The following is a 25,447-nucleotide window of genomic DNA, read 5'->3' as shown; positions in this document are numbered from 1 at the left end:
TCTATGCTATCTACTACCCTTATTTTAGAAATCGGTATCGCTGTTGGTCTTGTTGCAATTGTTGGTTTTATTGCAAACAAGTTGAAGTTCTCGGTTATACCTTTTTTTATATTGATAGGGATGGTATTAGGGCAGCATGCTCCGCAGTTTGGAATAGTAGATCTGACATTCACCGAAAGTAAGCCCTTTATTGATTTTATGGGACGTCTCGGTGTATTGTTTCTCTTGTTTTATCTGGGTTTGGAATTTTCTGTCGGAAGATTGATCAAGTCGGGCAAATCTATTGTTACAGGAGGGACAGTATATGTACTGCTGAATTTTGTATCGGGATTGCTTATAGGCTGGCTGATGGATATGCCTTTCAAAGAGACAATGGTTCTTTGCGGGATTATGACCAGTTCTTCTACTGCTATTGTCGCAAAAGTATTGACGGATCTGAAACGTACCGCCAATCCGGAGACAGAGGTTATTATGGGTATGATCATGTTTGATGATCTGTTTATAGCCATGCATATCTCGTTTCTTTCGGGGTTGATTCTAACAGGAAGCAGCTCATTCTGGACTGTAGCCGGCACTTCACTGCTGGCGCTGGGTTTTATTCTGGTGTTCCTCATTGTAGGGCGTAAGCTTGTGCCTGCCATTGATAAGTTGCTGCAGGTAAAGTCCTCTGAATTATTTATTCTGCTCATCTTTGCATTACTGTTTTTGGTGGCGGGATTTTCAGAAACAATCCACGTTGCTGAAGCTATCGGTGCATTAATGGCCGGATTGGTACTGGCAGATTCACAATACATCAAGAAAATCGAAGCTATGGTGCTGCCTTATAAAGATTTCTTTGGGGCGATGTTCTTCTTTAGTTTTGGATTGTCGATAGATATGATGTCGCTGGGCGGAGCGGTGATGTGGGCTGCGATAGCAGCAGTTGTTACGATAGCGGGCAACTTAGTTTCCGGATATTTTGCTTCTAAATTTTCAGGAATGAAACCACGTGTTTCATTTGATATTGGTTTTACCTTATCTGCAAGAGGAGAGTTCTCTATTATTATGGCGAATATAGGTAAAGCAGGAGGATTACTGCCCGTTCTGCAGTCTTTTGTAGTTGTTTATGTACTGATCTTATCTATTGTTTCTCCTTTATTTACAAAAGAATCCAGAAACATATGGAACAAATTATTTGGCAAAGATCAGATACAGGCTAAGCCAGTCAAGAAACTAAGTGATCTGGAAGGGAATCAGGAGGCATAAGACAATTTGTCTTATGCACTGCTATAAAAATCCCAGTTCCAGTTTTGCTTCTTCAGTCATCATGTCTTTAGTCCATGGCGGATCAAAGGTCAATTCTACCAATGCTTCTTTTACTCCTTCTATTCCGGCAACTTTGCGTTGAACCTCGTCCATAATTTCTCCTGCCACAGGACAACCCGGAGCAGTCAGCGTCATGACGATCTTAGCAGTACCGTCCTCTTTTGTGATAACTTCATAGATCAATCCCAGATCTACAATGTTGGCTGGTTTTAATTCCGGATCATAAATGGTCTCCAGTACCTTCTGAATCTCCGGACCCAGATTTAATCTGTCTAAAAAAATGATACTCATAATGCAAAGTTACGACTTAATTGCTATAAGGTTTTGATATTCTGAGCGCAGTTTTCTAATCACAATGTCACGAGTGAAATGACCTTCATATACCCGGTAAGCCTGCTGCACCAGATCTTTATGCTGTTCTTCTGATAATAAATTAAGCTGAGCAATACTATCCTGTACCGATTGTGCTGTCTGTGGATCAAATAAAAAGCCTGTTTCTCCTGATTTTATAATATCCGGAATAGCCCCAATATTACTTGCCAATACAGGTGTGTAATAACTCATGGCCTCTAATATGGTAATGGGTACACCTCCTTCATAACATACGGAAGGAACCATTAATGCTTTGCATGTTGCCAGCTCATTTGCTATTTCGGACTTGTTGAGTAAGCCCAGATAAGTCAAATTAGGATTATGAGCGATATGCTCCTTCACCTCAGGTAACTGAGGTCCTGTACCTGCGATCTTTAATTTGACCGGGGTACCCGAAAGTGCCTGAAGCAGATTGATAATGCCCTTTTCAGAAGACAGACGACCGATATAAAGAAAGTGGTCCTCTCTGTTTGCCGTTTGTGTAAGTGCTATTGGATCAAAGAAGTTTGGTTTCACTACAAACTTATTATGGTCGACAGGCAAGGTACTGCTGATAAACAGTTTTCTTGAGAATTCGGCCAGTACCATATACCGGTCTATCAAATTCCAGGTGCCTGACTTACGATGAAACCAATAGCTGAAAGCTGTCCAGAACGTCTTCAACAGGGAATGATCCAATACTTTATTCCGTACTGCGGTCCAGGGGAAATTTTGGTTGATACTATCTGTGAATAAGTTATTTCTGTAGAAAAGAGTAGCTGAGGGACATAACAATCTGAAATTATGCAAAGACATTACCAGCGCTTTACCACTTTTTTTTGCATAGCGTATGGCTAGCGGACCACATGCGTATTGTGTATTATGAAAGTGGATAATATCCGGATTTACTTCTTTTATTTTCCTCTTTACTTTCTGTGCTGCAAAAATATTCCAGGGGCTCAGCAGAAATTGAAATAATCCTTTTATGCCTTTTTTATTTGTAAAGGTCAAGGTAAATACTTCATCCGTTTCCTGCAAGGCCAATGCTTCCTGATGGAAGACGGTGTCTTCTCCTCCAAGATCCTGATAATGATTATGAATAATTAGAATACGCAAAACGATAGAATCAAAAGTTAAAATTAGAAATTAAAAACGGGACTACAGGTGTTTGTCCTAATAATTCTGTTAGTGAAGGGATAGTCTATGTAATACCGGATACCTAATACTGCTGACTAATTATTATCTTCGCAGGTACAACGAAAAACTATGAATACAAGTATCACTCTTTCCCGTTACGTTCAAGAAGCACTTACCTCTGCGGTTTTTCCGCTGGAACCAGCAAATATGTATGATCCTATCCGTTATATCCTGACTTTAAAAGGTAAACAGGTACGACCAGTACTGACATTGATGGGTGCTCAGCTATTCGGGGAGGAAGATATGGGAAAAGTAGTACCTGCTGCTTTGGCCATAGAGTATTTTCATAATTTTTCACTGATCCATGATGATATTATGGATAAAGCTCCGCTGAGAAGAGGTCAGTTGACCGTACATGAAAAATGGAATGACAGTGTTGCTATTCTTTCGGGGGATGGCTTATTAGTGAAGGCATATGAACAAGTTGCCAAATGTCCCAAAGAAAATCTGCCGGATCTGCTTACTACATTCAATAAAGTAGCCACTGAAGTCTGTGAAGGACAGCAACTGGATATGGATTTTGAATCGCTGGATCAGGTGACAGAGCAACAATATCTGCATATGATCAGGCTTAAAACTTCCGTATTACTTGGAGGGGCACTTCGTATGGGAGCAATTATTGCACAAGCATCCGTTGAGCAACAGGAATTGATTTACGACTTTGGAGTAAATGTAGGTATTGCCTTTCAGCTTCAGGATGATATTCTGGATGTGTATGGAGATCCCGAAACCTTTGGTAAGCAAGTGGGGGGAGATATCATTGCAAATAAGAAGACATTTTTACTGATTAAATTGCTGGAATATGCTTCCGGGACGGATCTTCCTCATATTCAGAATCTTTTGGCTGCAGATCTTGAACAGGAACCGGACAAGGTGGAATTAATGAAACAATTTTACGCTAAATACGATATTTCGACGTTAGCTAATAAAAAGAAAGAATATTTTACAACGCTCGCTTTTGATACATTAGCAAAAATCAATGTACCTTCAGAAAGAAAGGCTGAGTTGATCACATTAGCAGAGAATCTATTGAACCGAATTCAATAACATAATTTTTAATTATGATAAATCGGCTATTTTTACCATATTGTAAAAACAATCAAATAGTTAAATAAAGCGCATCGAAAGGCATACATGGAGACAATAAAGATTACTATATTTCAAGCATATTTATTTTGGGAGAATGTAGAGAAGAACCTTAATAACCTCGAGCTCAGGTTATCTTCACTACGGGAGAAGACGGACTTGATCTTATTGCCGGAAATGTTCAACACAGGATTTACAAATAATGTAGAAAAATGTGCAGAAACCATGGATGGCCCTACTATGCACTGGCTTTATGAAATGTCTAAGAAATTTGATTGTGTAGTCGCAGGATCTCTTATTATTCAGGAAGAAGGAAAGTATTATAACCGGTTTGTGTGGATGTCTCCGAATGGAAGTTTTGTCAAATATGATAAAAGGCATCTTTTCGGGATGGCAGGCGAAGATCAGTATTTTGAACCTGGTAATCAGCGTGTTATTTTACAATTAAAAGGTTGGAAGATCTGTCCGATGATCTGTTATGACCTTCGCTTCCCGGTATGGTCCCGCAATCAGAATGAAGCATACGATTTATTAGTATACATAGCCAGCTGGCCGGATAAGCGTTCGGGACATTGGAGAAGTCTGATCCCGGCGAGAGCTATTGAAAATCAAGCGTTTGTAATCGGTGTCAACAGGGTTGGTTATGATGGTAATGAAATCTATTATTCCGGTGGCTCTATGTGTATCTCACCAATGGGAGATGTAGTCTATTACAAACCTGAAGATGAGGATCTGTATACATTTACACTCAATCCTAAAGATCTGATTACAGCAAGAGCTGAATTTCCATTTCTGAAAGACGGGGACGATTTCTTACTTAAATAAAAAAGGTTTCAGGGCTTATTGATAAGGTCTTTCCAGTATAGCTTGCTGGATTACGGCCTGTCTCAGGTCAAAAACTACTTTCTCTTCCTTTGATGCTGATACAGGAATCGGAACATGTATCTTTTTATCCGATTTCATACGTTCTCTTTCCTCTCTTAGTTTCAATACTTCCAATGGAACTTCATTGTTAGCCTGAGCAGCCTTTTGGTGACTCATAGTGCTGTACTTTTCTTTTTTTACAACTGGTGGAGGAGGAGGTGTTGCAGGAACAGGTTTTGGGCTATACTGCTGTTGCACAGGTCTTTTTTGCTGACGCATGCGTTGCTCTGCCTCTTTTTTTTGCTTATTAAAATTCTCGTAAATTTTATAAGCAAAAACTGCTAAACCAATCAGTAAGGGGAAAAATTGCTCCATATATCTTTAAAGATAAGAATATTAGATGTAATAAAAGTAATGTTTTTAATTGCTAATGTAAAACCGATTTGTTTTATTTGCATAAACAACTTAAACCAAACCAAAACCATGATTACCAATGAGGCTATTTACACAGAAGATTTTTTTAATTTTCTGACGGGTAAGGCGACAACCGCGCTTACCAGAAGATTGCAGCAAAACCTGAAGGAATCGGGGATTAATATCACCGCAGAACAATGGAGCATTCTTTACAATCTGTGGCAGGAAGAGGGCCTGACACAGCAAGAACTGGCAAACCGCACCTTTCGGGACAAGCCTAGTGTGACGAGATTGATCAACAATCTGGAAAAGCTGAATTTAGTGATCAGAGTGAATGATAGGGGAGATCGCAGATCTAATTTAATCTATCTGACTAAATCCGGTCGTCAAATAAAGCATAAAGGACTGGAGCAGGCTTCGAAAACAATTTCTGAAGCTCTGACGGGGGTATCGCCTGAAGCGATTCACAGTGCTCACGATACACTTTCCAAAGTGTACGTTAACCTCAAATAAAACAAAAGCCCAATTCTTAGAACTGGGCTTTTGTTTTTTACTTAGTTGAACACTTTAGGAGCAAAATCAGTATGACTGTTGATCAGCTTTCCTTCAGATCCAAAATAGATTTCTTCAAAACTCATTGTCGTTCTGTTATCTACCTTACGGAAAAACTTGTCTGCTGAAACATCGTTTAATGTTTTAAAACCACAGGCCTCCATAATTTCTACAGTTGCGCGTAATGTATTGCGATGGAACTGCGCTACACGTACATATTTATTTTCGACATCCAATCCTTTGTAAAGATTTGGTTTTTGAGTTGCAACTCCTACCGGACACACATCTTCGTTACATTTCAGTGCTTGTATGCAACCCAATGCGAACATCATTCCTCTGGCACTGTAACATGCATCTGCTCCCAAAGCAATCGCTTTAAGTAAATCAAATCCGGTTACAATACGGCTAGAGACCAAAATTTTGATGTGTTTCTTCAATCCGAATGCAATTAATGTCTTAGTGACAAATGTCAAAGCATCATATAAAGGCATACCAAGGTTGTCGGTGAATTCAAGAGGTGCAGCTCCTGTACCCCCTTCGGATCCGTCGATCGAGATGAAGTCGGGTACAATCTGAGTAATCTGCATAGCATGACAGATGTCAATGAATTCCTGCTTATCTCCTATACATATTTTAAACCCAATTGGTTTACCATTTGAAAGATCACGCATGTGCTGAATGAACAACATCATTTCTTCCGGTGTAGAAAATGCGCTGTGCGCCGGTGGCGACATTACATCTGTACCTGGTATGACATGACGAATCGCTGCGATCTCAGGTGTGTTTTTGGCTGCGGGCAATATACCTCCGTGACCCGGTTTAGCTCCCTGAGATAGTTTTAACTCCACCATTTTTACATAAGGACGATTTGATTTTTCTTCAAAAAGCTTATCGTCAAATTTACCGTCCTCATTACGACATCCAAAATAACCCGTTCCGACCTGCCAGATCAGATCTCCGCCATTTACGTGATATTCACTGATACCACCCTCACCTGTATTATGTGCAAAATTTTGTAATCCGGCTCCTTTATTCAGGGCTGTAATAGCTGTTTTACTTAATGCACCGTAACTCATAGCCGAGATATTAAATACGCTAAGGCTGTAAGGCTGTTTACATTGTGAGTTACCTACTGTGGTGCGCAGGTCGTGATTGTTGATATGGCAAGGGAAAACGGAGTGTGCCACCCATTCATTGCCAATAGCATTGGGATCACTCTGCATTCCGAAAGCTACCGTTTCCCGTTCATTTTTTGCACGTTGATACACGATAGAACGCTGACGTCTGCTGAAAGGACGACCATCTGTATCTGATTCCCAAAAATATTGTCTCATTTCCGGACGAATAGATTCGAAGAAAAATCTGAAATATCCAACCAATGGATAGTTTTTCAAAATCGCATGTTTAGTTTGGATCGTGTGGTACACAGCGATCAGTAGCATTGGAAATGGAATAATTAATAGCCAAAACCAGTTGGAAGTGAAAATCAGTCCAAAGGAAATGATAATGAAATTAACTAAAGCAATGGTTCCGATGATTAGATTTCTAACAGGCATAATCTATGATGTTATAAAGTTTGTTATTGTTATAGCAAATAGGGTGCTAAGATTTACGCTAGCAAGTTGTGGTGTGGAATTATAAATGTTGGTAAAAGCATAAATTTTAAAATTGAATGCTAAAATAGCAACGTTATAAGTTGCCATTCCTTCAATGAATAAAGCAACAAAATTAGAAAGTATACTGTTCAAAAAGAAATATTTGAACGGTTATGAAAAGATTTGTTTGATTTGCAATGAAACGATTACTTGTCTCTTCTTTTGGCAATTTCCAATGTCAATTGTTGATAGATTGTTTGCAGGGGAGGATTCTCTCTGAGAAAGTTTAAATGCTTATTTATCGTAATATTGTCATTTCGTATTGCCGGGCCGGTTTGTCCATCAATTGGCGGCTTATTTTGCACTTTTTTAGCAGTCTCCTGTATAATGGGAAGAAGGAGTCCGAAAGATAAATTATTATCCTGCATAATCTCATAGGAGAGCTGATAGAGGATGTTGGAGAAATTGTTTACGATTACGGCTGATACGTGTAAAGCCATACGCTGCTTACTATTACACTCGAATGCATGATCAGATAGTGCTTTCGCAATTTTCCACAAGCTTTCCATAGTACTGGTATCATTAGCTTCTACTCCAATTGGAATCTGTGCAAAATCTGTTTCTATATTCTTGGAAATGCTTTGTACCGGATACAATACTCCCGAATGCGTAAATACCTGTAAAATACTTAAGTCTGTAGCTCCAGATGTGTGAACAACTATTCCGTCTATATCTGCGGGCAAATGCGCTGCTACTTCGGGAATGGCCTCGTCACTTACAGCAATCACGTAAAGATCTGCAAATCTGTCTACCGTATCGAGATCATCTGTAGCAATAGCATTAAAGCGTAAAGCCAATGCTTGAGCATTGGCTTTACGACGACTATATACCTGTACGATCTGATATCCTAACTGATCAAAGCGAAGGGCAAAATGATTCGCTACATTGCCGCTTCCGAGGATTACGATTTTCATGCTTTAGCAGGTTGTTTTTTTACTTTTTCGTCTTTGATTCGGCGATAAATCGACATAATGAAACCGATCGTCATGACAATCGTTCCGCACCAGAAAAAGTTGATATACGGGAACTTGATCGCTTTGAATACAATCCATTTTTTCTCAGGCAAAGGCTTCTGATATACCATGATTTCCAGTTTATCCTGTTGAGGAATAATATTGGTGAACCGGAATCTTAATCCTTCTTCTTCGATATCTTTATTGAAGTCAAATGTATTTCCGCCCTTAATCAGAAATATCGGCTCAGCTTCATATTTTTTATCATTCTTAGATACAACCTTTATTTTCAGACCTACCAGTACATCTTCAGGAGCTTTTGGAATCTTATTCAATGTTGCATTCTTATTGACACCTTCAATGACGAAATAGCCATTCCGATAGCGTAGCGTATCGCCTATATTCACCTGATAAGTTGCAGGCTCTTCGTAATCATCAAAACTGGATTTTTCATCTTTATCCTTGCCTGCTGCCTGGGATTGCGTGTCGGCCTGTGCAGCTGTGATCAGCGTATAAATATCATGCGTGATGTAGTGCTTAGTCGATGGTGTACCGATCAACCCTCCCATTTTAGGGTTGTTCTGTGCAAACGGCATCAGTACAAAATCTTCTTTTACTTTTCCTGTCTCTTCATCCAGTTTTTCATATTTGATCTTGTAGAAGACATTTGGACTGGCTACACTATCCCCGATATATGTCAGACGATATTCTCCCATTTGAACGGGTTCTCCTTCTGTAAGGAACAGGTTTTCTCCGGGTTTTTCAACTTTATCAAATCCTGCAACAGCTATATACCCACTGTTGTTTACCGAAATAACCTGATTGGTAGCTGCTGCCACCAATGCGCCTAATACAAGTAGTGCAAATCCGATATGCGCCACTGCCGATCCGGCTAATCTCCATTTTCCTTTGAAAGCATCTCCGAGAATGCGCAGATTGGCAAGAACACTGAATATGCTGGCAAATGCAATCAGGATATACATGAAATTGCTGTATATTTTAGTGATATAGACAATACCGGCTGTAAGCAATAATGCAATAATCAGGGAGGCGACAGTTGCTGCGAAAAATTTTCTGGAATCGGTACGTTTGTATTTAAGAAACTGTGTGAATGCAGTAAGGATTAGTACCACTACTGCAAAAGCTCCCTGCCACTTATTATAATGAGGTATAGGATCTATCGGAGGTGCTACGTCAGTTTTGAATATAGCATTGTATACCGGTATGGATGTCGTAGAGATAATCTGTACACAGGCTACCGTTAATACTAAGGCTCCTATAAACAACCAGAATTCGCGCGAATAGATATCTTCTTCTTTTTGTGAGCTCGGCATTTCTTTTTTACGCACGACCAGTAATATGACCATGATAGCTAAGAATGCCACATTGAATACGATGAGCTGACTGGACATTCCAAGACTCGTAAAAGAGTGTACGGATGTTTCGCCCAAAATACCACTTCTTGTAAGGTATGATGCGTAGATTACAAGTACAAAGCTGACCAAAGCTAAAAAAGTAGCTGTAAAGTAAGAATGGCCGGAGTTTTTATAGGCTACCATAACGTGTACGGCCGCAATAAGGGTAAACCATGGAATAATGGATGCATTCTCTACCGGATCCCAGGCCCAGAAACCTCCAAAATTAAGTGCTTCATACGCCCAGAATGAACCCATAATAATACCTACTCCAAGAATCATTACAGCAAACATCCCCCATGGCAATCCTGGTACGATCCATTCTTTATAGCGTTTAGTCCAAAGTCCTGCAGCAGCGTAAGCGAATGGAACAATCATGGATGCAAAGCCCAGAAAAAGGGTAGGAGGGTGGATAACCATCCAATAGTTTTGTAAAAGCGGATTTAATCCATTTCCGTCAGCTATCATTGACAGATAGTTCGGATCGCTGAAAATCGGAGCTTCAAGTGCATTTCTTAACAGGATGAAAGGCGAGCTTCCTACTCTGTAGCCAAATAATTCTATACCTAGCAGCATAGAGGCCAGAAATGCCTGACAAAGCATGACAAAAGTCATAACCGGACTTTCCCATGTCTTTGCTTTAAACAATAGTATGCTGGAAAGAACAACTTGCCAGAATGTCCATAGCCAGAAGCTTCCTTCCTGACCTTCCCAAAAGCTGGAAATAATATAATGTGTTGGAAGTGCTTTGGACGAATGCGACCAGGCATAATGGTATTCAAAGAGATGATTGTAAATAATATAAAACAACATCGCTCCGATAGCGACAACAGATGCAGCATTTACCCAGACGCCTATTCTTGCTATTCTTTTCCAGGAACTGTCTTCCGGATTCCGTGTAGAAAAATAGTAGCTGATAAATGATAAAAGTGCCGAACCAAAAGCAAGGATAACAAAGAATTGTCCTATTTTGCCCGGTAGTAGGTGTTCACCAACGTAATTTACGTCCATTGTTTAAGATAAATGATACTTCTAATTATTGTATAGATGCTGTTTTTGGAGTAGCGGCAGATTCAGTTACTTCTATCTGATCCTGATTGTATTTGGAAGGACACTTCATAAGTATTTTACTTGCATGAAAAATGTTTCCTTCCATTTTTCCTGTTAATACAATTTGTTCTGAACGTTCGATATCCTGCGGTTTTGCACCGTTAAATACGACCTGACATTCGGTACTGTCATTGTCATACATATAGAACGAAAAGTGATTGGCATCTTTAGTTGGCTCATAATGGAGTTGTTTCTCCTTATTCAAAACGCCGACAACATACAGTTCAGTCTTTTTCTCTTTCGCTTGTGTGAACGTGGAATATGTACTGGAATCTGTGTAAATCACTAAGATCATGGCTATTGCAATCGCAATGATGATAATTAATATGATCGAACTCTTTTTCATTTTTAAATGCACTAAATCAACTGCAAAATTACGAAATACGAATGGAAGTAAGTAAAAAACCAAATTCTGGACCTTATTTAGAATTATTTTAAACAGATTAACTAAAATGCTCTTTTTTAACACTTAGGTGATATTCTAATTTGGATAAAATATTTAACTTGCCATATTAGTGGACCTATATCCGAAATATTACAATGCTTTTTAAGATTAATAGATTTATTTGTCGCTTTTCTATCGGGTTTGTTGTGTTCACCACGTTTCTGTCATCTGCATTTTCGCAGGAACGTCTTCCGCATTTGCTGGAATTTCAGAGTGACAATGATGTGTATCTGATGAACGGGCAGGATAGGTATTATACCAATGGATTGATTATTACTTACACCGTTCCCTTGCAGCAGGCACGTAACAGGCGAACGGATATACTCTCCTTTCAACTGGGACATCAGTTGTACAACGGTATTGAGGTACAGGCCGGGAACTCTTTGTACTGGGACAGGCCCTCTACGGCTTACTTATTTCTGAATGGGGAGTTTCAGCGCGTTTATGGAGATGAATGGGTGTGGACAGCTAAAGCGGAAGTAAATGTTATAGGAAAAGGTGCTAAAGGTAAGGAGGTTCAGAAATATGTACATCGATTACTATCCATGTATGAAGTGGAAAGCTGGGCATCTGAACTGAATACTTCTGTAGGAGCAGATGTAGAGGGTAAGCTTTCCAAAAAAATATGGAGAAGTGCTTCAAATAAGCTAGAGCTGTCGGGTGGCGGCACATTACGCGCCGGGATGGCCTTTTCACATGCCTCTGTTCAGGCTACATTGCGCTTTGGAAAGCTGGCAGATTATTATACTTCTCATTTTACAAGAACTGGCGGATTTTTAAATACGGATAATGAGTATTACTTTTTTTATACCCCATCCTACACCTATCAACTTTATAATGCAACTATTCAGGGAGGTCCGTTTGCCCGGGATAAACAAAAGTTTTATGAAATAGAACCCTATATTATGAAACACTATATTGGCGGTGCATGGTCAAATAGAAAGATCTATGTAGATGCTGGATTTGTGTTTAATACAAAAGAAGGAAAGAAAATGTACTCTAATCATCAGTATGGGACGATACGGTTAGGTCTCCGCTTTTAGCAGGCATTTCCCTGGAATATTCTGAAAAATAGTACTAAGCAACTTATGTTATAGGTTCCTGATTTGTAAATTTTTCTCCGGAAAACCGGGTAACAAGCATCGCAGCCATGGTATCTCCTGTGGCATTCAGAACTGTTGCCAGCGGATCCACTAATGTTCCGATAATCATGACAGCCGGGATAGCCTCCGTCGGTAATCCATATACAGATATCATCAGCATTTCTCCTATATATCCGCCATTGGGTATTCCACCGGCAACAATACTAACCAATACGGTGATGCCTACTGCTGTAATCAATGTTGCAGGATCGAAAAAATTCCACCCCATCAATACAAAAGCTACATATATTTTCAGAATAGAGGACAGGGCTGAACCATGTTTATGTAATGTTGTACCTAATGGAATCACTACGTTTGCGACTGAAGGCGGAATTCCCATTTTTGGCGAAGCGCTTAGGTTGACAGGCATAGTTGCCAGACTACTACATGTCGATAAGGCTGTAAAAGTCGGCAGTATATTGTTTTTCCAATAAGAGTTTACTCCTTTTCTGCCATTGGCAATAAAAGTATAAATGGTGAAAAACAGAAAGAAATAGATAATACCATATCCATAATATATACCCATAGGTTTGGCATAGATATCGAATAATTTAGGTCCCAGATCATAAACCTGAAATGCAAAATAAGCCCCCAGGCCGACAGGTGCTAATTTCATAATCATAATCAATAAATTCTTCATCACTTCATTACCTGCATTGAGGAATACGATAAAGGATTTGGCTTTTTCATCTGCTTTTCTTGCCGCTATTCCTACCAAAAATGAGAAAATTACAAATGCAAGCATACTCTGGCGGGACAACAGATTCGAAAATTCTCCTACTGTCAGGAAACGTACAATACGATCCCCCCAGGATTCTTTGTTGTCCATCAGCGGGGATGTGGCTGTCGGATCCGAACTTACAACCTGGTCGATAGGGAAGAGTTTCAGCACAATAATCATACTGATCGCAGCAATAATAATGGTGACTAGAAATACTGCTGCCATAACCCCCATAATACGCCCTAGTCTTTGGTTGCCTTCAATATTGGCAACTGAGGAAGAAATAGCAAAGAAAATTAAAGGTATAATGGAAACAAACAGCAAATTCAGAAAGATGTCTCCTAAAGGCTTGATATAAGGGACAATGTCTTTAGCAAAGATGCCAATAAGGCAGCCTATTATAATACCTAACAACAGCAAAAGAATGCTGCCATAATTTTCTATAAATGATTTATTTGCGTTTTCCATTGGTGTTTGGAATAAAAATAGGTTTTTTTTGTTTTAGTTTTGTTAAAATTTTAGGGAAATGGATTTTGTTATAACAGGCGACGGTTCGAAAACATTATTTAATGCAGAAATAGGAGAGTGTTATCACTCTAAGCATGGAGCATTGCAGGAAAGCAAGCATGTATTTATACAGATGGGACTGGATTTTTATGTAAAACATAGCGGATTACAAAAAGTATCCGTTTTGGAAATCGGATTTGGCACCGGATTAAATTTTTTGCAGACTGCTGAGTACGTTTCTGGCTCCGATATTCTTGTAGACTATGTGGGAATAGAAGGATATCCATTGCCATTGAGTGTAATTAAAGATACGGGATACAATGCTTACGTTGATCCGTTAATATGGAATTCTTTTACAGAGAACTATACCCAATCTTTAGACAGAAGTCTGTCTGTAACGGAAAATATGAATCTGCATATTGCCGATACTTTATTGATGGATTTTACTTCGGATAAGCAATTTGATGTTGTCTATTTTGATGCTTTTGCTGCTGTTCATCAACCTGAAATGTGGTCTGATGAAGCTCTGGGACATATCGCCCAATATATCAAACCAGGAGGTGTGTTTGTGACCTATGCTATTACCGGTAATCTGAAACGAAGTATGAAAGCTTTGGGTTTTCAGATCGAAAAGGCTCCGGGTGCTCCGGGGAAAAGAGAGATGTTGAGAGCGATTAAGTATTAGACGCACTGTCATAAATTTCTGTAAAGAAAAAACGGGTCTGAAGTAATTCAGACCCGTTATGCTTTATTCCGAAGAATTAGTGGCTGTGTGTGCCATCCGGACCATGTGAATGACCGTGAGACAATTCTTCTTCTGTTGCCGGACGAACAGAAAGGATTTCAATTTCAAAATGCAAAGTTTGACCTGCCATTGGGTGATTCAAATCTGCTACTACGGCTTCCGGAGTAACTTCTACGACTACAGCACGGAATTGGTTGCCCTGATTGTCCTGTAAAGGCAGAACTTCACCTACCGGAGGCAAACCTGTTTCTTTGAACATGTCAGCTGGTAATTGTGCAATTGCACGCTCGTCTTTTTCGCCATAAGCGTCTTCCGGAGCAAGTTCAAAATCAATTTTATCACCAACATTCAGACCTGCAATATTTTCTTCAAATTTTGGAAGCATCATGCCAACACCATACAAGAAATCCAAAGGATTTTCATTGCTGGTTTGTTCTACGAAAGTTTTTTCACCGTTTTTAACCGTGTGAAGTGTGTAAGTTAATGTTACAACGTTGTTTGTTGCTATTGCCATTAGAATTAAATTATGGGAAACTAATCATTCCCGTTATCATTGAGTAAATTCAGTATTGATGCAATCGAATCCTGTGGAAGACTGCAGGTTTTATTTTTACAAAGGTATGCTTTTGATCCAATACCTTGTCTATTTAATAACAAAGGAAGTTTACTTTTTGTTCCACCTAATGTAATTTTATTTGGAATATAGTGCTGATCCAATTCCTTTCTCCACACAGCTGCATTTTCGCCAACAAGGGCAATTTCATTGTTACCGTATATTTCTTCAAGCAGATAAATGCTCCAGTTGGAGTAAGCGGATCCATAAGTTTTGAGCTGCGGAAATACATTTGCGAAAAGTTGATCCGCTACGGCAGTATAGTCTTCGTTATCAAATAATAAGCCTAATTTTTTGAGTTGAAGGACTATGGTGGAAGTGGATGCGGGGATTACATTATCCATAATTTCACTTTTCCGGGCGATGAGTTCTCCGGATGAATCTGCTGTATAATAAAAGGTTTTTTGGTTGCTGTCATAGAACAACTCTAATGCTTTATCAGCTAATTGCCTGGCCAGATCGAGCCATTTTTCATCAAATGTGGCTTCATATAATGCAATGAAGGCTTCCGTCGTAAAGGCATAATCATCCAGAAATCCAAATATTTCCCGATTGGCATCCTTTGGCTGGTGGAGTATCCGGCCATCACTTTTCATTAATTCATTCAGAATAAAATGCGCATTTTTTATTGCAGTATCCAGATAGGAATAATTATCAAAGACACGGTATGCATCTGTTAATCCTTTTAACATTAAAGCGTTCCACGTGGCAAGTTGCTTGTGGTCCAGTCCCGGCCTGACTCTGGTCTCTCTGTAACGGTATAGTTTTTCTTTGGCGGCAGCTAAACAGGTCTCCCATTCTTCCGCTGAATATCCGGCATCCAAAGCCATTTGATCAGCATCGATATCAAGAATGGGAATATTGGTTGATTCCTCTGCCCAGTTTCCTTGCTCTGTTATATTAAAGTAGGGGATAAACAATGGAGCATCTTCACCCAATATATCCTCTATTTCACTTTTAGAAAAAGAATAGTATTTTCCTTCCACTCCTTCACTGTCAGCATCCAGTGCACAGTAAAAACCATTATTATGTGCCAGCATTTCGCGGTTAGCCCATTGTATAGTTTCCTGTACTACACGTTTATAAAAGGGCAATGGTCTTTGTTGATAGGCTTCTGCAAACAGGGATAGCAGTTGCCCGTTGTCATACAGCATCTTTTCAAAATGAGGTATATGCCAGTAAGGATCGACAGAATAGCGTGCAAAGCCTCCGCCAATCTGATCATAAATGCCACCGGAAGCCATTTTCTGTAAGGTAAAATGAACATGATCGATAATTTTTTCATCCCCTGCGAGTACCCCGTAGCGTAAAAGAAAGATCCAGTTATTGGGTAACGGAAATTTTGGAGCACGGTTGTACCCTCCGTCTTTTGTATCAAATAATGCTACCCATGGTGTAATTATAGCTGATAAATCTGCTGTGCTATACTGATCCGGAATTGGATTTATTGGTAATCGCTCACTTTGCTGAATTCCATTGGTTAATTTAGTCGCATATTCTATAGCAACCTGTGGTTGTTCTTCCCACATCTGTGCAATCTGCAGTAGAATATTCTGCCAGTCATGAGGCTTAAAATAGGTTCCGCCATAGATGGGTCTTCCGTCTGGCAGGCAGATACAATTTAGCGGCCATCCACCGGCATTGGTCATCAGCTGTACCGCAGTCATATAAATCTGGTCAATGTCCGGACGTTCTTCCCGATCTATTTTAATGGGTATATAAAACTTGTTCATGGTCTGCGCAATAGCCTCATTCTCGAAACTTTCTCGTTCCATAACATGACACCAGTGGCAGGCTGAATAACCTATGCTGATAATAATAAGTTTATTTTCTGTTTTTGCTTTTGTAAGGGCTTCTTCTCCCCAAGGCATCCAGTGTACCGGATTATGGGCGTGCTGTTTTAAATAAGGAGAGTGTTCATATTGCAGTTGATTCGACATAGCAAGCTAAAGGTACAAAAAAGAATTAATCCAGAATCCGGGTTAGTGTGCCTGTATTTATACTTAGATTGTTAAAATCAAAACCTTCAGGCAATGTAATCTGCGCAACATTTGAAGTTTTTAACATTACAGGTCTATCTGTTATATAATCTACTGTATTTGATAAACCCGGATTGTGACCAAAAAGCAAAACCGTATGTATTGTTGAAGGGACCTGATTAATGACTTCTAATATATTGAAGTGGTGAGATTCATATATGGAGTCTTCCAATTGGATCATATCTCTGGGATATCCCAATTCATCTGCAAAAATCTGAGCTGTCTGCCAGGCACGATTTGCAGTAGAAGATATGAATAATGTTTGCGGATCTATCGTTATAAGATCTTTCAATTCCTGTGCTATACGATGTGCACGTTCTTCGCCCTTTTCGATAAGATTACGATCGAAATCCTGTTTGGCAAAAGAATGCTCTTCTGCCTTTGCATGACGTATGATAAAGAGGGTTTTAAGTTGCATTTTACAGTTTTGTCAAATTATAAAAAAGAATATCAGATATCAGGGATTTATTCTATTTTCGACAAAAAAATAGAATGCCTGATTTCTATGTTAAAGATATAGAAATGATCATTTGAAATAATAAAATTTTATTAGCCATTGTCAAAACATGTGGAGAAATATTTTCTTGGCCCTGTTGTGTTGTGCATTGCTTTTTGCATGTACTAAATCGGAAGACTCATTTTATGCTGAGGATGTACCTCCTCTAAAGGCTATTGTCCCAAAAGTAGATACTCCTGACTTTCTGCTGGATATCGGAAAGATCAATATACAGGTTACGGCAAATGGAAATTATGCAGGGAGTTTTGAGTCTGCATTTTTCAAAGATATATCAGGAACAAACAACAGTTACTGTCATCCGGACGTGCAATACTTTCCGAATGGATTTAACGGATATAAGTATTGGATGGTGTTTACGCCATATTTCGGGTATGTCGGAACGACTCAGGAATCCAAACGATATGAGAATCCAACAGTCGTAGTTTCCAATGACGGATTAAACTGGGTCAGTCCGCTGGGGATTATGAGCCCTCTGATGCGTACTCCTTCTTCAAGAGAAAGCTTTCTGGAGAATAAACAGGATCCAAGACAAGGCTTCTGGTCTGATGTAGACTGGGTATATGTCAATAATAAATTCTATCTGTACTACAGAGGAAGCTTTATAACGGCTCAGACTTTTAAAAATAAATGTGTAAAAAGTAAAAATAACACAGATAAATTAAAAACGAACGCACACCGCACAATTGTGCAACAGACTTCTACAGATGGTATTCGCTGGACTCCTCTGGAAATTGCCTATACAAGTAATGCTCCTTTTTCACCGAAGAATAATCATGTACTTTCGCCAACAATGATTCATAACGGAAGCAGATTTATTAGTTATGAAGTGGAGTTGAATACAGGAAATAAAAACTTTAAGGGTAAAGAACTGTCCTATATTATTCAAAGAATTTCTGCTGATGGTCTGAATTTTAGTCTGTTTAAGCAAAGTAAAATCGTGAATTTTGTGAATACACCCTGGAAAAAGATAGATGAAAATTATGCTCCCTGGCACATTCAGGCTGCTTATGTAGACGGATATTACTTTTTATGTCTGGCAGTGGGAAATGTTAAAAAATACACAGCAGACGCCTTGTATCTGGCTTATTCTAAAGATGGAATTAATTTTGTCGTTTTAGCTAAACCGATGGTAGAAAAGAATGTATACAGGTCAGCAATATTTCCAATGAAAAGTGATAAGGAAGTTATTGATTTCGGTGCTGTAATAGGGTTTAAGTCCGGTGAATTTAAGTATCGTGAATTCAAACTGAATAAGCAGAAATTGGAAAGCACGTTAAAATAGATCCTGTTTAAAGTTTTAAGTTTGTATTTTTGATATAATCTCAGAACATATATTTTTAAATGACAGGCTTCACAAAGCATATTGCCGTTTCGATTATTGTACCTGTTTACAATGTAGCTCCATTTTTGGAAGAAACGATCCAGAGTATCCTGGCACAAAGTCTGCAGGAGTTTGAGCTTATACTTGTAAATGACGGCAGTACCGATGGGTCTGCATTGATTTGCCAGGAATATCTAAGCAAAGACAAGCGCATTCAGTTTATAGATCAGAAAAACTCGGGAGTATCTGTAGCCCGTAATAATGGTTTGCTGTGTGCAAAGGGCGAGTATGTTTTTTTTATGGACTCGGATGATACTATTGCCCCTGAATTTATAAAATCATCTTATGATACGGGTAAGATGGAACATGCAGATATAGTTGTTTTGGGTGAATTTTATACGAACCAGCTTCCGGATATAATGGCTTTGCCGACATGTGGACAAATGCTAAGAATGGAATTCCTTCTTGATCACCCTGAAATCCGGTTTCCTGAAGGTCTGCAGCCTTGCGAAGATGGATTATTTTCTCATCAACTCCTGGCATTGACCAAACGGATTGCAGCCAATCCTGCTGCAATGTATAATTACAGATCACACGAGAATCAAAATCATCATCGAATTCATGATAATTGTTGGGCTGTTCTGCGACAGATACCAACCTGGTTTTTGATATTGGAAAACTTTTATAATACCCGTAAGCTCTTTTCTTCCCATAGTCAGCACTTAGCGCTATTTGTAGAGCATGAACCATTTGGGTTAAGATATTTGGGTTTGCCTTTAGATAATCAGCAAAAACATTTTTTATTTGAATTGATCCATACATTTATGGCAGATCATGTCAATCCTTATCTTCCGGAAGATCAAAAAGGTAAATTCAGTGAAGTCTTTCAATATTTTCTAAATGCAAAAGATCATCTTGAGTTTGACAGGTACTATCAGCGCTATTTAAAACGACGGGCAAATAAAAAGAAACTGCTTTTGTTTCTGGTTAAGCTAATGCCTGTTTCCGGTCTTAGAAGAAACTGGAGACAGCGTATTCGTGAAAAGTATTGAGCATATGAAGATTTTATTTGTACAACATCTATATTTCCTGAACGGGTCTGGCGGAACAGAAAAAATTTGCTCGTTTTTAGCAAACGGACTCGCAAAATCCGGACACGATGTGATTATCGCAACTAATCAAAATAGCGATGGTAAGCCCATGTTTGCATTAGATAATAATATAGTAGTCACTAATATTTATGATGCGACAGTACCCCAGGAGAATTTAAAACCGTTATATAACTATAAGGGTAAAAATCCGGTTCTCTGGTTGATCAGCAAGATTAAAAAGAAGTCTTCAAAGTTGTATAACAAGCTGCTGCGGAAAAAATTTGGAGGAGATGAAGGTATTTATACGTACAACCTGCTGCACAGATCCCGGCAATGGAAATCCTATTTAGATAGACTGCAACCTGATTTGATCATCACGATGTCCATTAGCTCTGTCTTGGAAATCACATATCAGAATAGTATTCATATTCCCATCGTTAATTCCGTGAATGGCAGGCCAGATTATGATTACAGTGACATTCTTGGGTACAGGAGTTCCATTGAAATGAAACTTCTGGAAGATTCTTTCAAAGAACTTTCCGCGATTCAGATCATGTTTGATAGTTATCAGGAGTTTTTGCCAAAAGTATTTAAAGGAAAGTGCTGCATAATTTCAAATCCGGTTCCTCAAACATTAAAAAGTGAAGTGGTGGACCATTCAAAATCAAAGGACAAATATTCTATTATTCATGTTGGTAGATTAGATGATGATTGTAAGCAACAAAGTGTTGCCATAGATATTTTCAGCGAGTTAGCTTGCAGTTACCCTAACTGGAATTTGGAATTGTGGGGTTTGGGGACTGATGAGCAAAAACTAAAGGATAGAATTGAGCAGTATAAGTTAGAAGACAGGATTTTTCTAAAGGGATTTACAGAAACACCTGTTGAAAAAATGAAGAGTGCTGATATTTTTATTTTTCCAAGTAAGTATGAAGGTTTCGGACTTGCTTTGGGTGAAGCAATGTCTGCCGGTCTCCCCAGTCTGGCCTTTCAAAGCTGCTCCGGTGTAAATGAACTTATAGATCATGGAAGAACGGGCTTTTTAGCAGAGAATAACCAACACATGAAACAACAACTTGAACAGTTGATATTAAATGCTGAATTAAGAGGATCTATAGGTGAACAGGCCCATGAAGCAATGAAAGAATATAATCCAGACAACATATTGGATGCCTGGAAGAAGATGATTCTCAACCTATAGAAAAACTAACGGAGATCAGTATTTCTGTTCAATTTCCTGAATCTTTTTATATAAATTTTCTTTTGAGAATGGAGTAAGGCTGTTTTCTGAATTGGATTGGACGTAATGCCATATCTCTTTATTCGTATAGAGTTGTATGATTTTAGCTGCAAATTCCTGTGCATCTTCAGCCAATAATGCATTGACATTATCTTGCAGATTCATTCCTTCAGCCCCGATTTTACTGGTTACTACCGGCATAAAATATTCAAAAGCCTGACCTATTTTGCCTTTCACTCCTGCTCCGGAACGAAGAGGAGCTACCATGAGGCGATGTTTTCTGTAATGTTCACTCACATCAGGCACATAACCATAAAAATGAATCTGAGGATGCTTTATCTCTTCCATCACCAGATTTAGATTTCCTACAATATGCAAGTGTATTTCCGGATGTGTATCCCAGACTAAAGGCATGATTTCGTGCGCCAGAAACCTAACCGCATCTATATTAGGATGATGTTGCGAACCAATGAAAAATATTCCTTCTCTTTTTTCGAAATCCGGAATCTCTGCGATTGTAACTTTTGTATAATGAATATTAGATATGACGACCATTTCTTCTCTACCTGAGAATTCTCTCATATACATGGCTTCCTGGTCGGAAATCGGAACGATAATATCCGCCAGTTGAGATGCTTTTTGCTCTTCCTTAAGATATTTTGCGTAATTCTGAATAAAGTCTTTATTCTCAGGCTCGTGCTCTAATGCTCTTTTATATCTGAGATGGTGGATGTCTACCATGTCAAATATAGTTTTGGCTTCAGGCCACTGTTGTTTTGCAGGTTTATAATACCTTATAAAACATGTTGAAGTAGAAAACCAACACAAAGGCCGGTTAAAATTCAGACTTTTTAAGAAATCCGGAAGTTCGTTAAACAACCGGTAATCATAGATTACACAAACACCTGATCTGCGAAAATACTGACAGTAGGTATTGTCTATTTTATTATGCCTGACAACCAAAGTAATATGATACCCTAATTTGCGAAAAGCAGCAATAATCTCGGTAAGCCGTAAGTCTCCTGAGTTATTGTCGAACTGAGGTATACGATCGTGAAAGAAAACAATATTTTTATTGTCGTATAATTCTAAAACACGCTGTTGAGAAGATACTGCATTTATCTTGCTCCGTTTTTCACTCCAGTTGGTTTTTAAAGTTTCCGGATTTTTCTCTGTTTGGTCTGATTCCTTTTTAATTTTTAAATCATCAAAATGAATAACCTTTGAAAATGGGGTGTAATATATCTCTTTATTCTGAAGATATTTCAGATTTAAACATATCCCGGAATCTACAAAATTCGGTATCTCGGATTGCTCATCCAGAAGGTTTAAATTTCCATCGTCTGTTAACCTTTTGAACAGCAAACTGCAGTTCGGAGCATAATCAATTTTACGGATATAATTTACCACAGGATGATAGATGGCGAGATTATTAACCTCCTCTGATTGATTGTTTGCCAGAAATAAACCTCCTGCTCCTTGTAACGTTCCATCCGGATTAATAAGCATAGAGGTTACTGCGCCAACATTTTTATTGTTGTCAAATACCTGTAGCAGTTCATCTAAAAAACCAGCCAATACTAAAGTACGATTGTTTAAGAGATATACAAAATCTCCTTTTGCACTCTCAATACCCTTGTTAACACTACTGATAAAACCTGTTGTTTCTGCATTGCTAATTAATTTTATATTAACGATGTCTTGAAAGTCCGGTGTTTTTGTATTGTCAATCAGGATAAGTTCAAATGATGCTTTGGGAAGATGATTAGCAATTGAGGACAGACACTTCCACGTGTATTGGTCATGACTCAATAAGGGAATAATAATGGATACTAATGGTTCTTCAAATGCAGGAAAACTTATTTCATTCTGGACAATAGAAGATGAGAACGAATCAGTATATCGATATTCCTTTTTTAAATTATTAATGTGCCGATTTTTATGAATATAAGGTCTGAAGTATCTCCGTAGTCCCATCTGTTAAGTTCTGTAATGATTATAATGTTAAAGGTTTCTTTTCTAGTGGTCTTGTTTAAGATCTAATTTGAAGCCATCCCATATGCCCGAGAGTACTTTTTTAATGAACGATTTTTTTTCCGGTGTACTTAGGTCTTTTCGTTTGTAAACAGCTTTCATTAACCGCCATCTGTTTTTGATCGCTTTATAGATATTACCTCCGTATTTTCTACATAACCAGATTCTGTTTCGGGTCATATAGTACTCATAGGTTTCTCCCCTTGAGCTGTCAGTCTGATATGCTTTAACATCGGTATTTACAGCAATTTTCCATCTTTTAGACTGTTTGATACGATAACACCATTCAGATTCCTCGTAATACATAAAAAGGTGTTCATACATAAAACCCATATCCTCCAATACTTCCCAACGGAAGAGCATGGCACTACCGGTTACATATTCCAGATTGTAGTTTAATCCGGTTATAGCTACATCCTGCAATTCCAGTAAGCAGTTAACATGTCCCCCTTCGAATCCCCTTTTCGGTCTTAATATTCCTCCGTCTGAGAAAATCATGTTTTCTTTATCTTTATACATGATTCGTGGCCCCACTACTGCCAGATCAGGATCCTGAGCAAGGTTATTACATAACTCTGATATACAGTTGGCATCAATATATATATCCGGATTAAGTATCAAAAAGTAATTTTTGCCATCGCTTTTTGCTTTTTTTATGGCCCAGTTATTCGCATGAGCATAGCCTAAGTTACTCCCCGTTTCATGAAAAAAAAGGTTAGTATCCCGGCAAAATCCGGCAAGGTTTTGACCATCAGGTGAATCATTATCAATGATATAAAAACATGTCCTTTCCATACCCTCATCGAGAAGAGTACTGACCTGACGCCGGACATCCATACTTGAATTATAGTTCAGAATAATTATTGCTAATTCTTCTAATATCTGATTTTTACTCATATTTGCAATATTGCAAAATTAGTTAATTAACGCTGTAAATAAATGTTCCATAAGAAGATTTTATATTTCATGCCTGAGAATCCTTTTTCCTCAGAAGCTGGTAATTTGACGAGATGTCGTCAGATCCTAAGCTATTTTGAACAGAGAAAAGAGAAAATGCAAGTTGATTTTATTTCATTTATAAACTGGAATGAGGAGAGTATAGTTAAATTTAAAAATTATTATCCTGGTATAAAATTAAGAATAGTACCTTTTAAAATGAAAAAGGGCAATATTATTCAATATTTTTTGCAAGATAAGCTTCAGAAGGAAATTAATAATATACTGAAAGACAGCGATATAGATAGAGTTTCTCCTTATTTCAGAAGACAACTGAAGCAAATCATAGCTGAAGAACGTTATGATAAGGTGATTATTAGTTATGCGGAGTATGGAAATGTGATCGATAAAGACGTAAAGGCATATTCAATCATAGATACTCATGATTTTATTACATTACAACATATAGCAAAAGAGAGCAAAACCAAATCTTCAAAAATGGGAAGCAGATTAGAATCCGAAATGAAGATATTAAAGAAATTTGATGAGATCTGGACCTATTCTGTGGAAGAACAGTTTATTTATGAGCAGTTTACGAAAAAGAAAGTCAGTTTATTGCCGATTTCCTTTGATAGTAATAAAAGTAATATTGTATTAGAAGACCGAGTTTATGACATACTTTATGTGGCTAGTGATAATTTTCATAATATCCGAAGTATGGAATGGTTTCAGGAATCAGTCCTGCCTTTAATCGGGCAATTCAAAATAGGAATTGTCGGGAAAATAGGGCGTGTCGTTAAAGATGCTGATAATATTGTAAAATTAGGTATGGTTGATGACTTAGAGAAAGTCTATCAAAATGCTAAAATCTGCATTTGCCCTATGCTGAGCGGGACCGGAATAAAGATTAAGGTTCTGGAAGCACTTTCTTACGGATTACCAGTCGTCACAAACAGGAGGGGGATAGACGGTCTTATTAATAAAAGTCAAAATGGATGTCTTGTTGCTCAGGATCATACCGAATTTGCAAGTTTTATTATACAACTGCTAACAGATCACCAGTATTATGAAAGAATAGCTGCAGAGGCAGATACCTATTTTAGAAATAATCATAGTCGTAAGCGTGAGATGGAAATTTTGGATCGAATTATGTTGAATGATTAAAAAGGAATTAGATTTATGAAAAATACAGGA

At 38.3% G+C, this 25,447-nt stretch carries 23 protein-coding genes; 10 read left to right on the top strand and 13 right to left on the bottom strand.

Going from position 1 to position 25,447, the window contains the following annotated elements:
• Positions 1–3: 3 nt before the first annotated feature.
• Positions 4–1,245 carry a cation:proton antiporter gene (locus tag B4B65_RS16660; protein ID WP_003000594.1) on the top strand — a complete coding sequence of 414 codons (1,242 nt, stop codon included), beginning with the start codon at positions 4–6 and terminating at the stop codon, positions 1,243–1,245.
• 21 nt (positions 1,246–1,266) lie between these two features.
• On the opposite strand, the gene B4B65_RS16655 is transcribed toward B4B65_RS16660, so the two are convergent.
• Together B4B65_RS16655 and B4B65_RS16650 are read right to left on the bottom strand one after the other, a co-directional pair.
• On the bottom strand, positions 1,267–1,596 hold the full coding sequence (locus B4B65_RS16655) for a metal-sulfur cluster assembly factor (RefSeq protein WP_003000593.1): 330 nt from the start codon (positions 1,594–1,596) through the stop codon (positions 1,267–1,269).
• Positions 1,597–1,605: 9 nt separating this feature from the next.
• Positions 1,606–2,772, bottom strand: a complete 1,167-nt coding sequence (locus B4B65_RS16650; RefSeq protein WP_293917065.1) for a glycosyltransferase family 4 protein — start codon at positions 2,770–2,772, stop codon at positions 1,606–1,608.
• A gap of 150 nt (positions 2,773–2,922) precedes the next feature.
• On the opposite strand from B4B65_RS16650, the gene B4B65_RS16645 reads away from it, so the two are divergent.
• Complete coding sequence (locus tag B4B65_RS16645) at positions 2,923–3,900, top strand: polyprenyl synthetase family protein (RefSeq protein WP_293917063.1); 978 nt, start codon at positions 2,923–2,925, stop codon at positions 3,898–3,900.
• 87 nt (positions 3,901–3,987) lie between these two features.
• Positions 3,988–4,764, top strand: a complete 777-nt coding sequence (locus tag B4B65_RS16640) for an amidohydrolase (RefSeq protein ID WP_003000590.1) — start codon at positions 3,988–3,990, stop codon at positions 4,762–4,764.
• Positions 4,765–4,779: 15 nt separating this feature from the next.
• On the opposite strand, the gene B4B65_RS16635 is transcribed toward B4B65_RS16640, so the two are convergent.
• Positions 4,780–5,178, bottom strand: a complete 399-nt coding sequence (locus tag B4B65_RS16635; protein ID WP_293917061.1) for a hypothetical protein — start codon at positions 5,176–5,178, stop codon at positions 4,780–4,782.
• Between the two features lie 108 nt (positions 5,179–5,286).
• Here B4B65_RS16635 and B4B65_RS16630 point away from each other — a divergent pair, with 108 nt between their 5' ends.
• Positions 5,287–5,730: a MarR family winged helix-turn-helix transcriptional regulator gene (locus B4B65_RS16630; RefSeq protein WP_232279827.1), complete on the top strand. Its 444-nt coding sequence runs from the start codon at positions 5,287–5,289 to the stop codon at positions 5,728–5,730.
• 41 nt (positions 5,731–5,771) lie between these two features.
• Here the strand turns inward: B4B65_RS16630 and B4B65_RS16625 are convergent, their stop codons facing one another.
• From B4B65_RS16625 to B4B65_RS16610, 4 genes are all read right to left on the bottom strand, one after another.
• Positions 5,772–7,325 (bottom strand): FMN-binding glutamate synthase family protein, encoded by a 1,554-nt coding sequence (locus tag B4B65_RS16625; protein ID WP_236582283.1) that lies wholly within the window; start codon positions 7,323–7,325, stop codon positions 5,772–5,774.
• Positions 7,326–7,570: 245 nt separating this feature from the next.
• The gene (locus B4B65_RS16620) at positions 7,571–8,338 is read right to left on the bottom strand and encodes a Rossmann-like and DUF2520 domain-containing protein (RefSeq protein ID WP_293917057.1); all 768 of its coding nucleotides are present in this window, start codon (positions 8,336–8,338) and stop codon (positions 7,571–7,573) included.
• Positions 8,335–10,803 carry a heme lyase CcmF/NrfE family subunit gene (locus tag B4B65_RS16615; protein ID WP_293917055.1) on the bottom strand — a complete coding sequence of 823 codons (2,469 nt, stop codon included), beginning with the start codon at positions 10,801–10,803 and terminating at the stop codon, positions 8,335–8,337. Before B4B65_RS16615 ends, B4B65_RS16620 begins: the two co-directional genes overlap by 4 nt.
• A gap of 25 nt (positions 10,804–10,828) precedes the next feature.
• Positions 10,829–11,248 carry a cytochrome c maturation protein CcmE gene (locus B4B65_RS16610; protein WP_003011198.1) on the bottom strand — a complete coding sequence of 140 codons (420 nt, stop codon included), beginning with the start codon at positions 11,246–11,248 and terminating at the stop codon, positions 10,829–10,831.
• A 194-nt stretch (positions 11,249–11,442) separates the two neighbouring features.
• Between B4B65_RS16610 and B4B65_RS16605 the strand changes: the two genes are divergently transcribed.
• Positions 11,443–12,390, top strand: coding sequence for a lipid A-modifier LpxR family protein (locus B4B65_RS16605; protein ID WP_293917052.1), 948 nt, complete (start codon positions 11,443–11,445; stop codon positions 12,388–12,390).
• A 43-nt stretch (positions 12,391–12,433) separates the two neighbouring features.
• On the opposite strand, the gene B4B65_RS16600 is transcribed toward B4B65_RS16605, so the two are convergent.
• Complete coding sequence (locus tag B4B65_RS16600) at positions 12,434–13,678, bottom strand: dicarboxylate/amino acid:cation symporter (protein ID WP_293917050.1); 1,245 nt, start codon at positions 13,676–13,678, stop codon at positions 12,434–12,436.
• A 58-nt stretch (positions 13,679–13,736) separates the two neighbouring features.
• Here B4B65_RS16600 and mnmD point away from each other — a divergent pair, with 58 nt between their 5' ends.
• Positions 13,737–14,402 (top strand): tRNA (5-methylaminomethyl-2-thiouridine)(34)-methyltransferase MnmD, encoded by a 666-nt coding sequence (mnmD, locus tag B4B65_RS16595; protein ID WP_293917048.1) that lies wholly within the window; start codon positions 13,737–13,739, stop codon positions 14,400–14,402.
• Positions 14,403–14,478: 76 nt separating this feature from the next.
• Here mnmD and B4B65_RS16590 read toward each other — a convergent pair whose 3' ends face one another.
• Genes B4B65_RS16590 through B4B65_RS16580 form a run of 3 tightly spaced genes read right to left on the bottom strand, consistent with a single transcriptional unit; the run spans position 14,479 to position 17,532 of the window.
• A complete protein-coding gene (locus B4B65_RS16590; RefSeq protein WP_293917047.1) occupies positions 14,479–14,976 on the bottom strand; it encodes an FKBP-type peptidyl-prolyl cis-trans isomerase in 498 nt (165 codons plus the stop codon).
• Positions 14,977–14,996: 20 nt separating this feature from the next.
• Entirely contained in the window at positions 14,997–17,015 is a 2,019-nt protein-coding gene (locus B4B65_RS16585) for a thioredoxin domain-containing protein (protein ID WP_293917045.1), read from the bottom strand.
• A 25-nt stretch (positions 17,016–17,040) separates the two neighbouring features.
• The gene (locus tag B4B65_RS16580) at positions 17,041–17,532 is read right to left on the bottom strand and encodes a SixA phosphatase family protein (RefSeq protein WP_293917043.1); all 492 of its coding nucleotides are present in this window, start codon (positions 17,530–17,532) and stop codon (positions 17,041–17,043) included.
• Positions 17,533–17,680: 148 nt separating this feature from the next.
• Between B4B65_RS16580 and B4B65_RS16575 the strand changes: the two genes are divergently transcribed.
• Genes B4B65_RS16575 through B4B65_RS16565 form a run of 3 tightly spaced genes read left to right on the top strand, consistent with a single transcriptional unit; the run spans position 17,681 to position 21,244 of the window.
• Positions 17,681–18,913, top strand: coding sequence for a hypothetical protein (locus B4B65_RS16575; RefSeq protein ID WP_293917042.1), 1,233 nt, complete (start codon positions 17,681–17,683; stop codon positions 18,911–18,913).
• A gap of 59 nt (positions 18,914–18,972) precedes the next feature.
• A complete protein-coding gene (locus B4B65_RS16570; RefSeq protein ID WP_293917041.1) occupies positions 18,973–20,004 on the top strand; it encodes a glycosyltransferase family 2 protein in 1,032 nt (343 codons plus the stop codon).
• A 4-nt stretch (positions 20,005–20,008) separates the two neighbouring features.
• On the top strand, positions 20,009–21,244 hold the full coding sequence (locus B4B65_RS16565; RefSeq protein ID WP_293917040.1) for a glycosyltransferase: 1,236 nt from the start codon (positions 20,009–20,011) through the stop codon (positions 21,242–21,244).
• Between the two features lie 15 nt (positions 21,245–21,259).
• Here the strand turns inward: B4B65_RS16565 and B4B65_RS16560 are convergent, their stop codons facing one another.
• A complete protein-coding gene (locus B4B65_RS16560) occupies positions 21,260–23,260 on the bottom strand; it encodes a glycosyltransferase (RefSeq protein WP_293917039.1) in 2,001 nt (666 codons plus the stop codon).
• A 42-nt stretch (positions 23,261–23,302) separates the two neighbouring features.
• Complete coding sequence (locus tag B4B65_RS16555) at positions 23,303–24,214, bottom strand: glycosyltransferase (RefSeq protein WP_293917038.1); 912 nt, start codon at positions 24,212–24,214, stop codon at positions 23,303–23,305.
• 258 nt (positions 24,215–24,472) lie between these two features.
• Between B4B65_RS16555 and B4B65_RS16550 the strand changes: the two genes are divergently transcribed.
• Entirely contained in the window at positions 24,473–25,417 is a 945-nt protein-coding gene (locus B4B65_RS16550; RefSeq protein ID WP_293917037.1) for a glycosyltransferase, read from the top strand.
• The last annotated feature ends 30 nt before the right edge of the window (positions 25,418–25,447 follow it).

The sequence above is a fragment of the Sphingobacterium sp. UBA5789 genome, assembly GCF_002418355.1.
Classification (GTDB): Bacteria; Bacteroidota; Bacteroidia; order Sphingobacteriales; family Sphingobacteriaceae; genus Sphingobacterium.
This window is presented reverse-complemented; position numbering and strand designations above follow the sequence as displayed.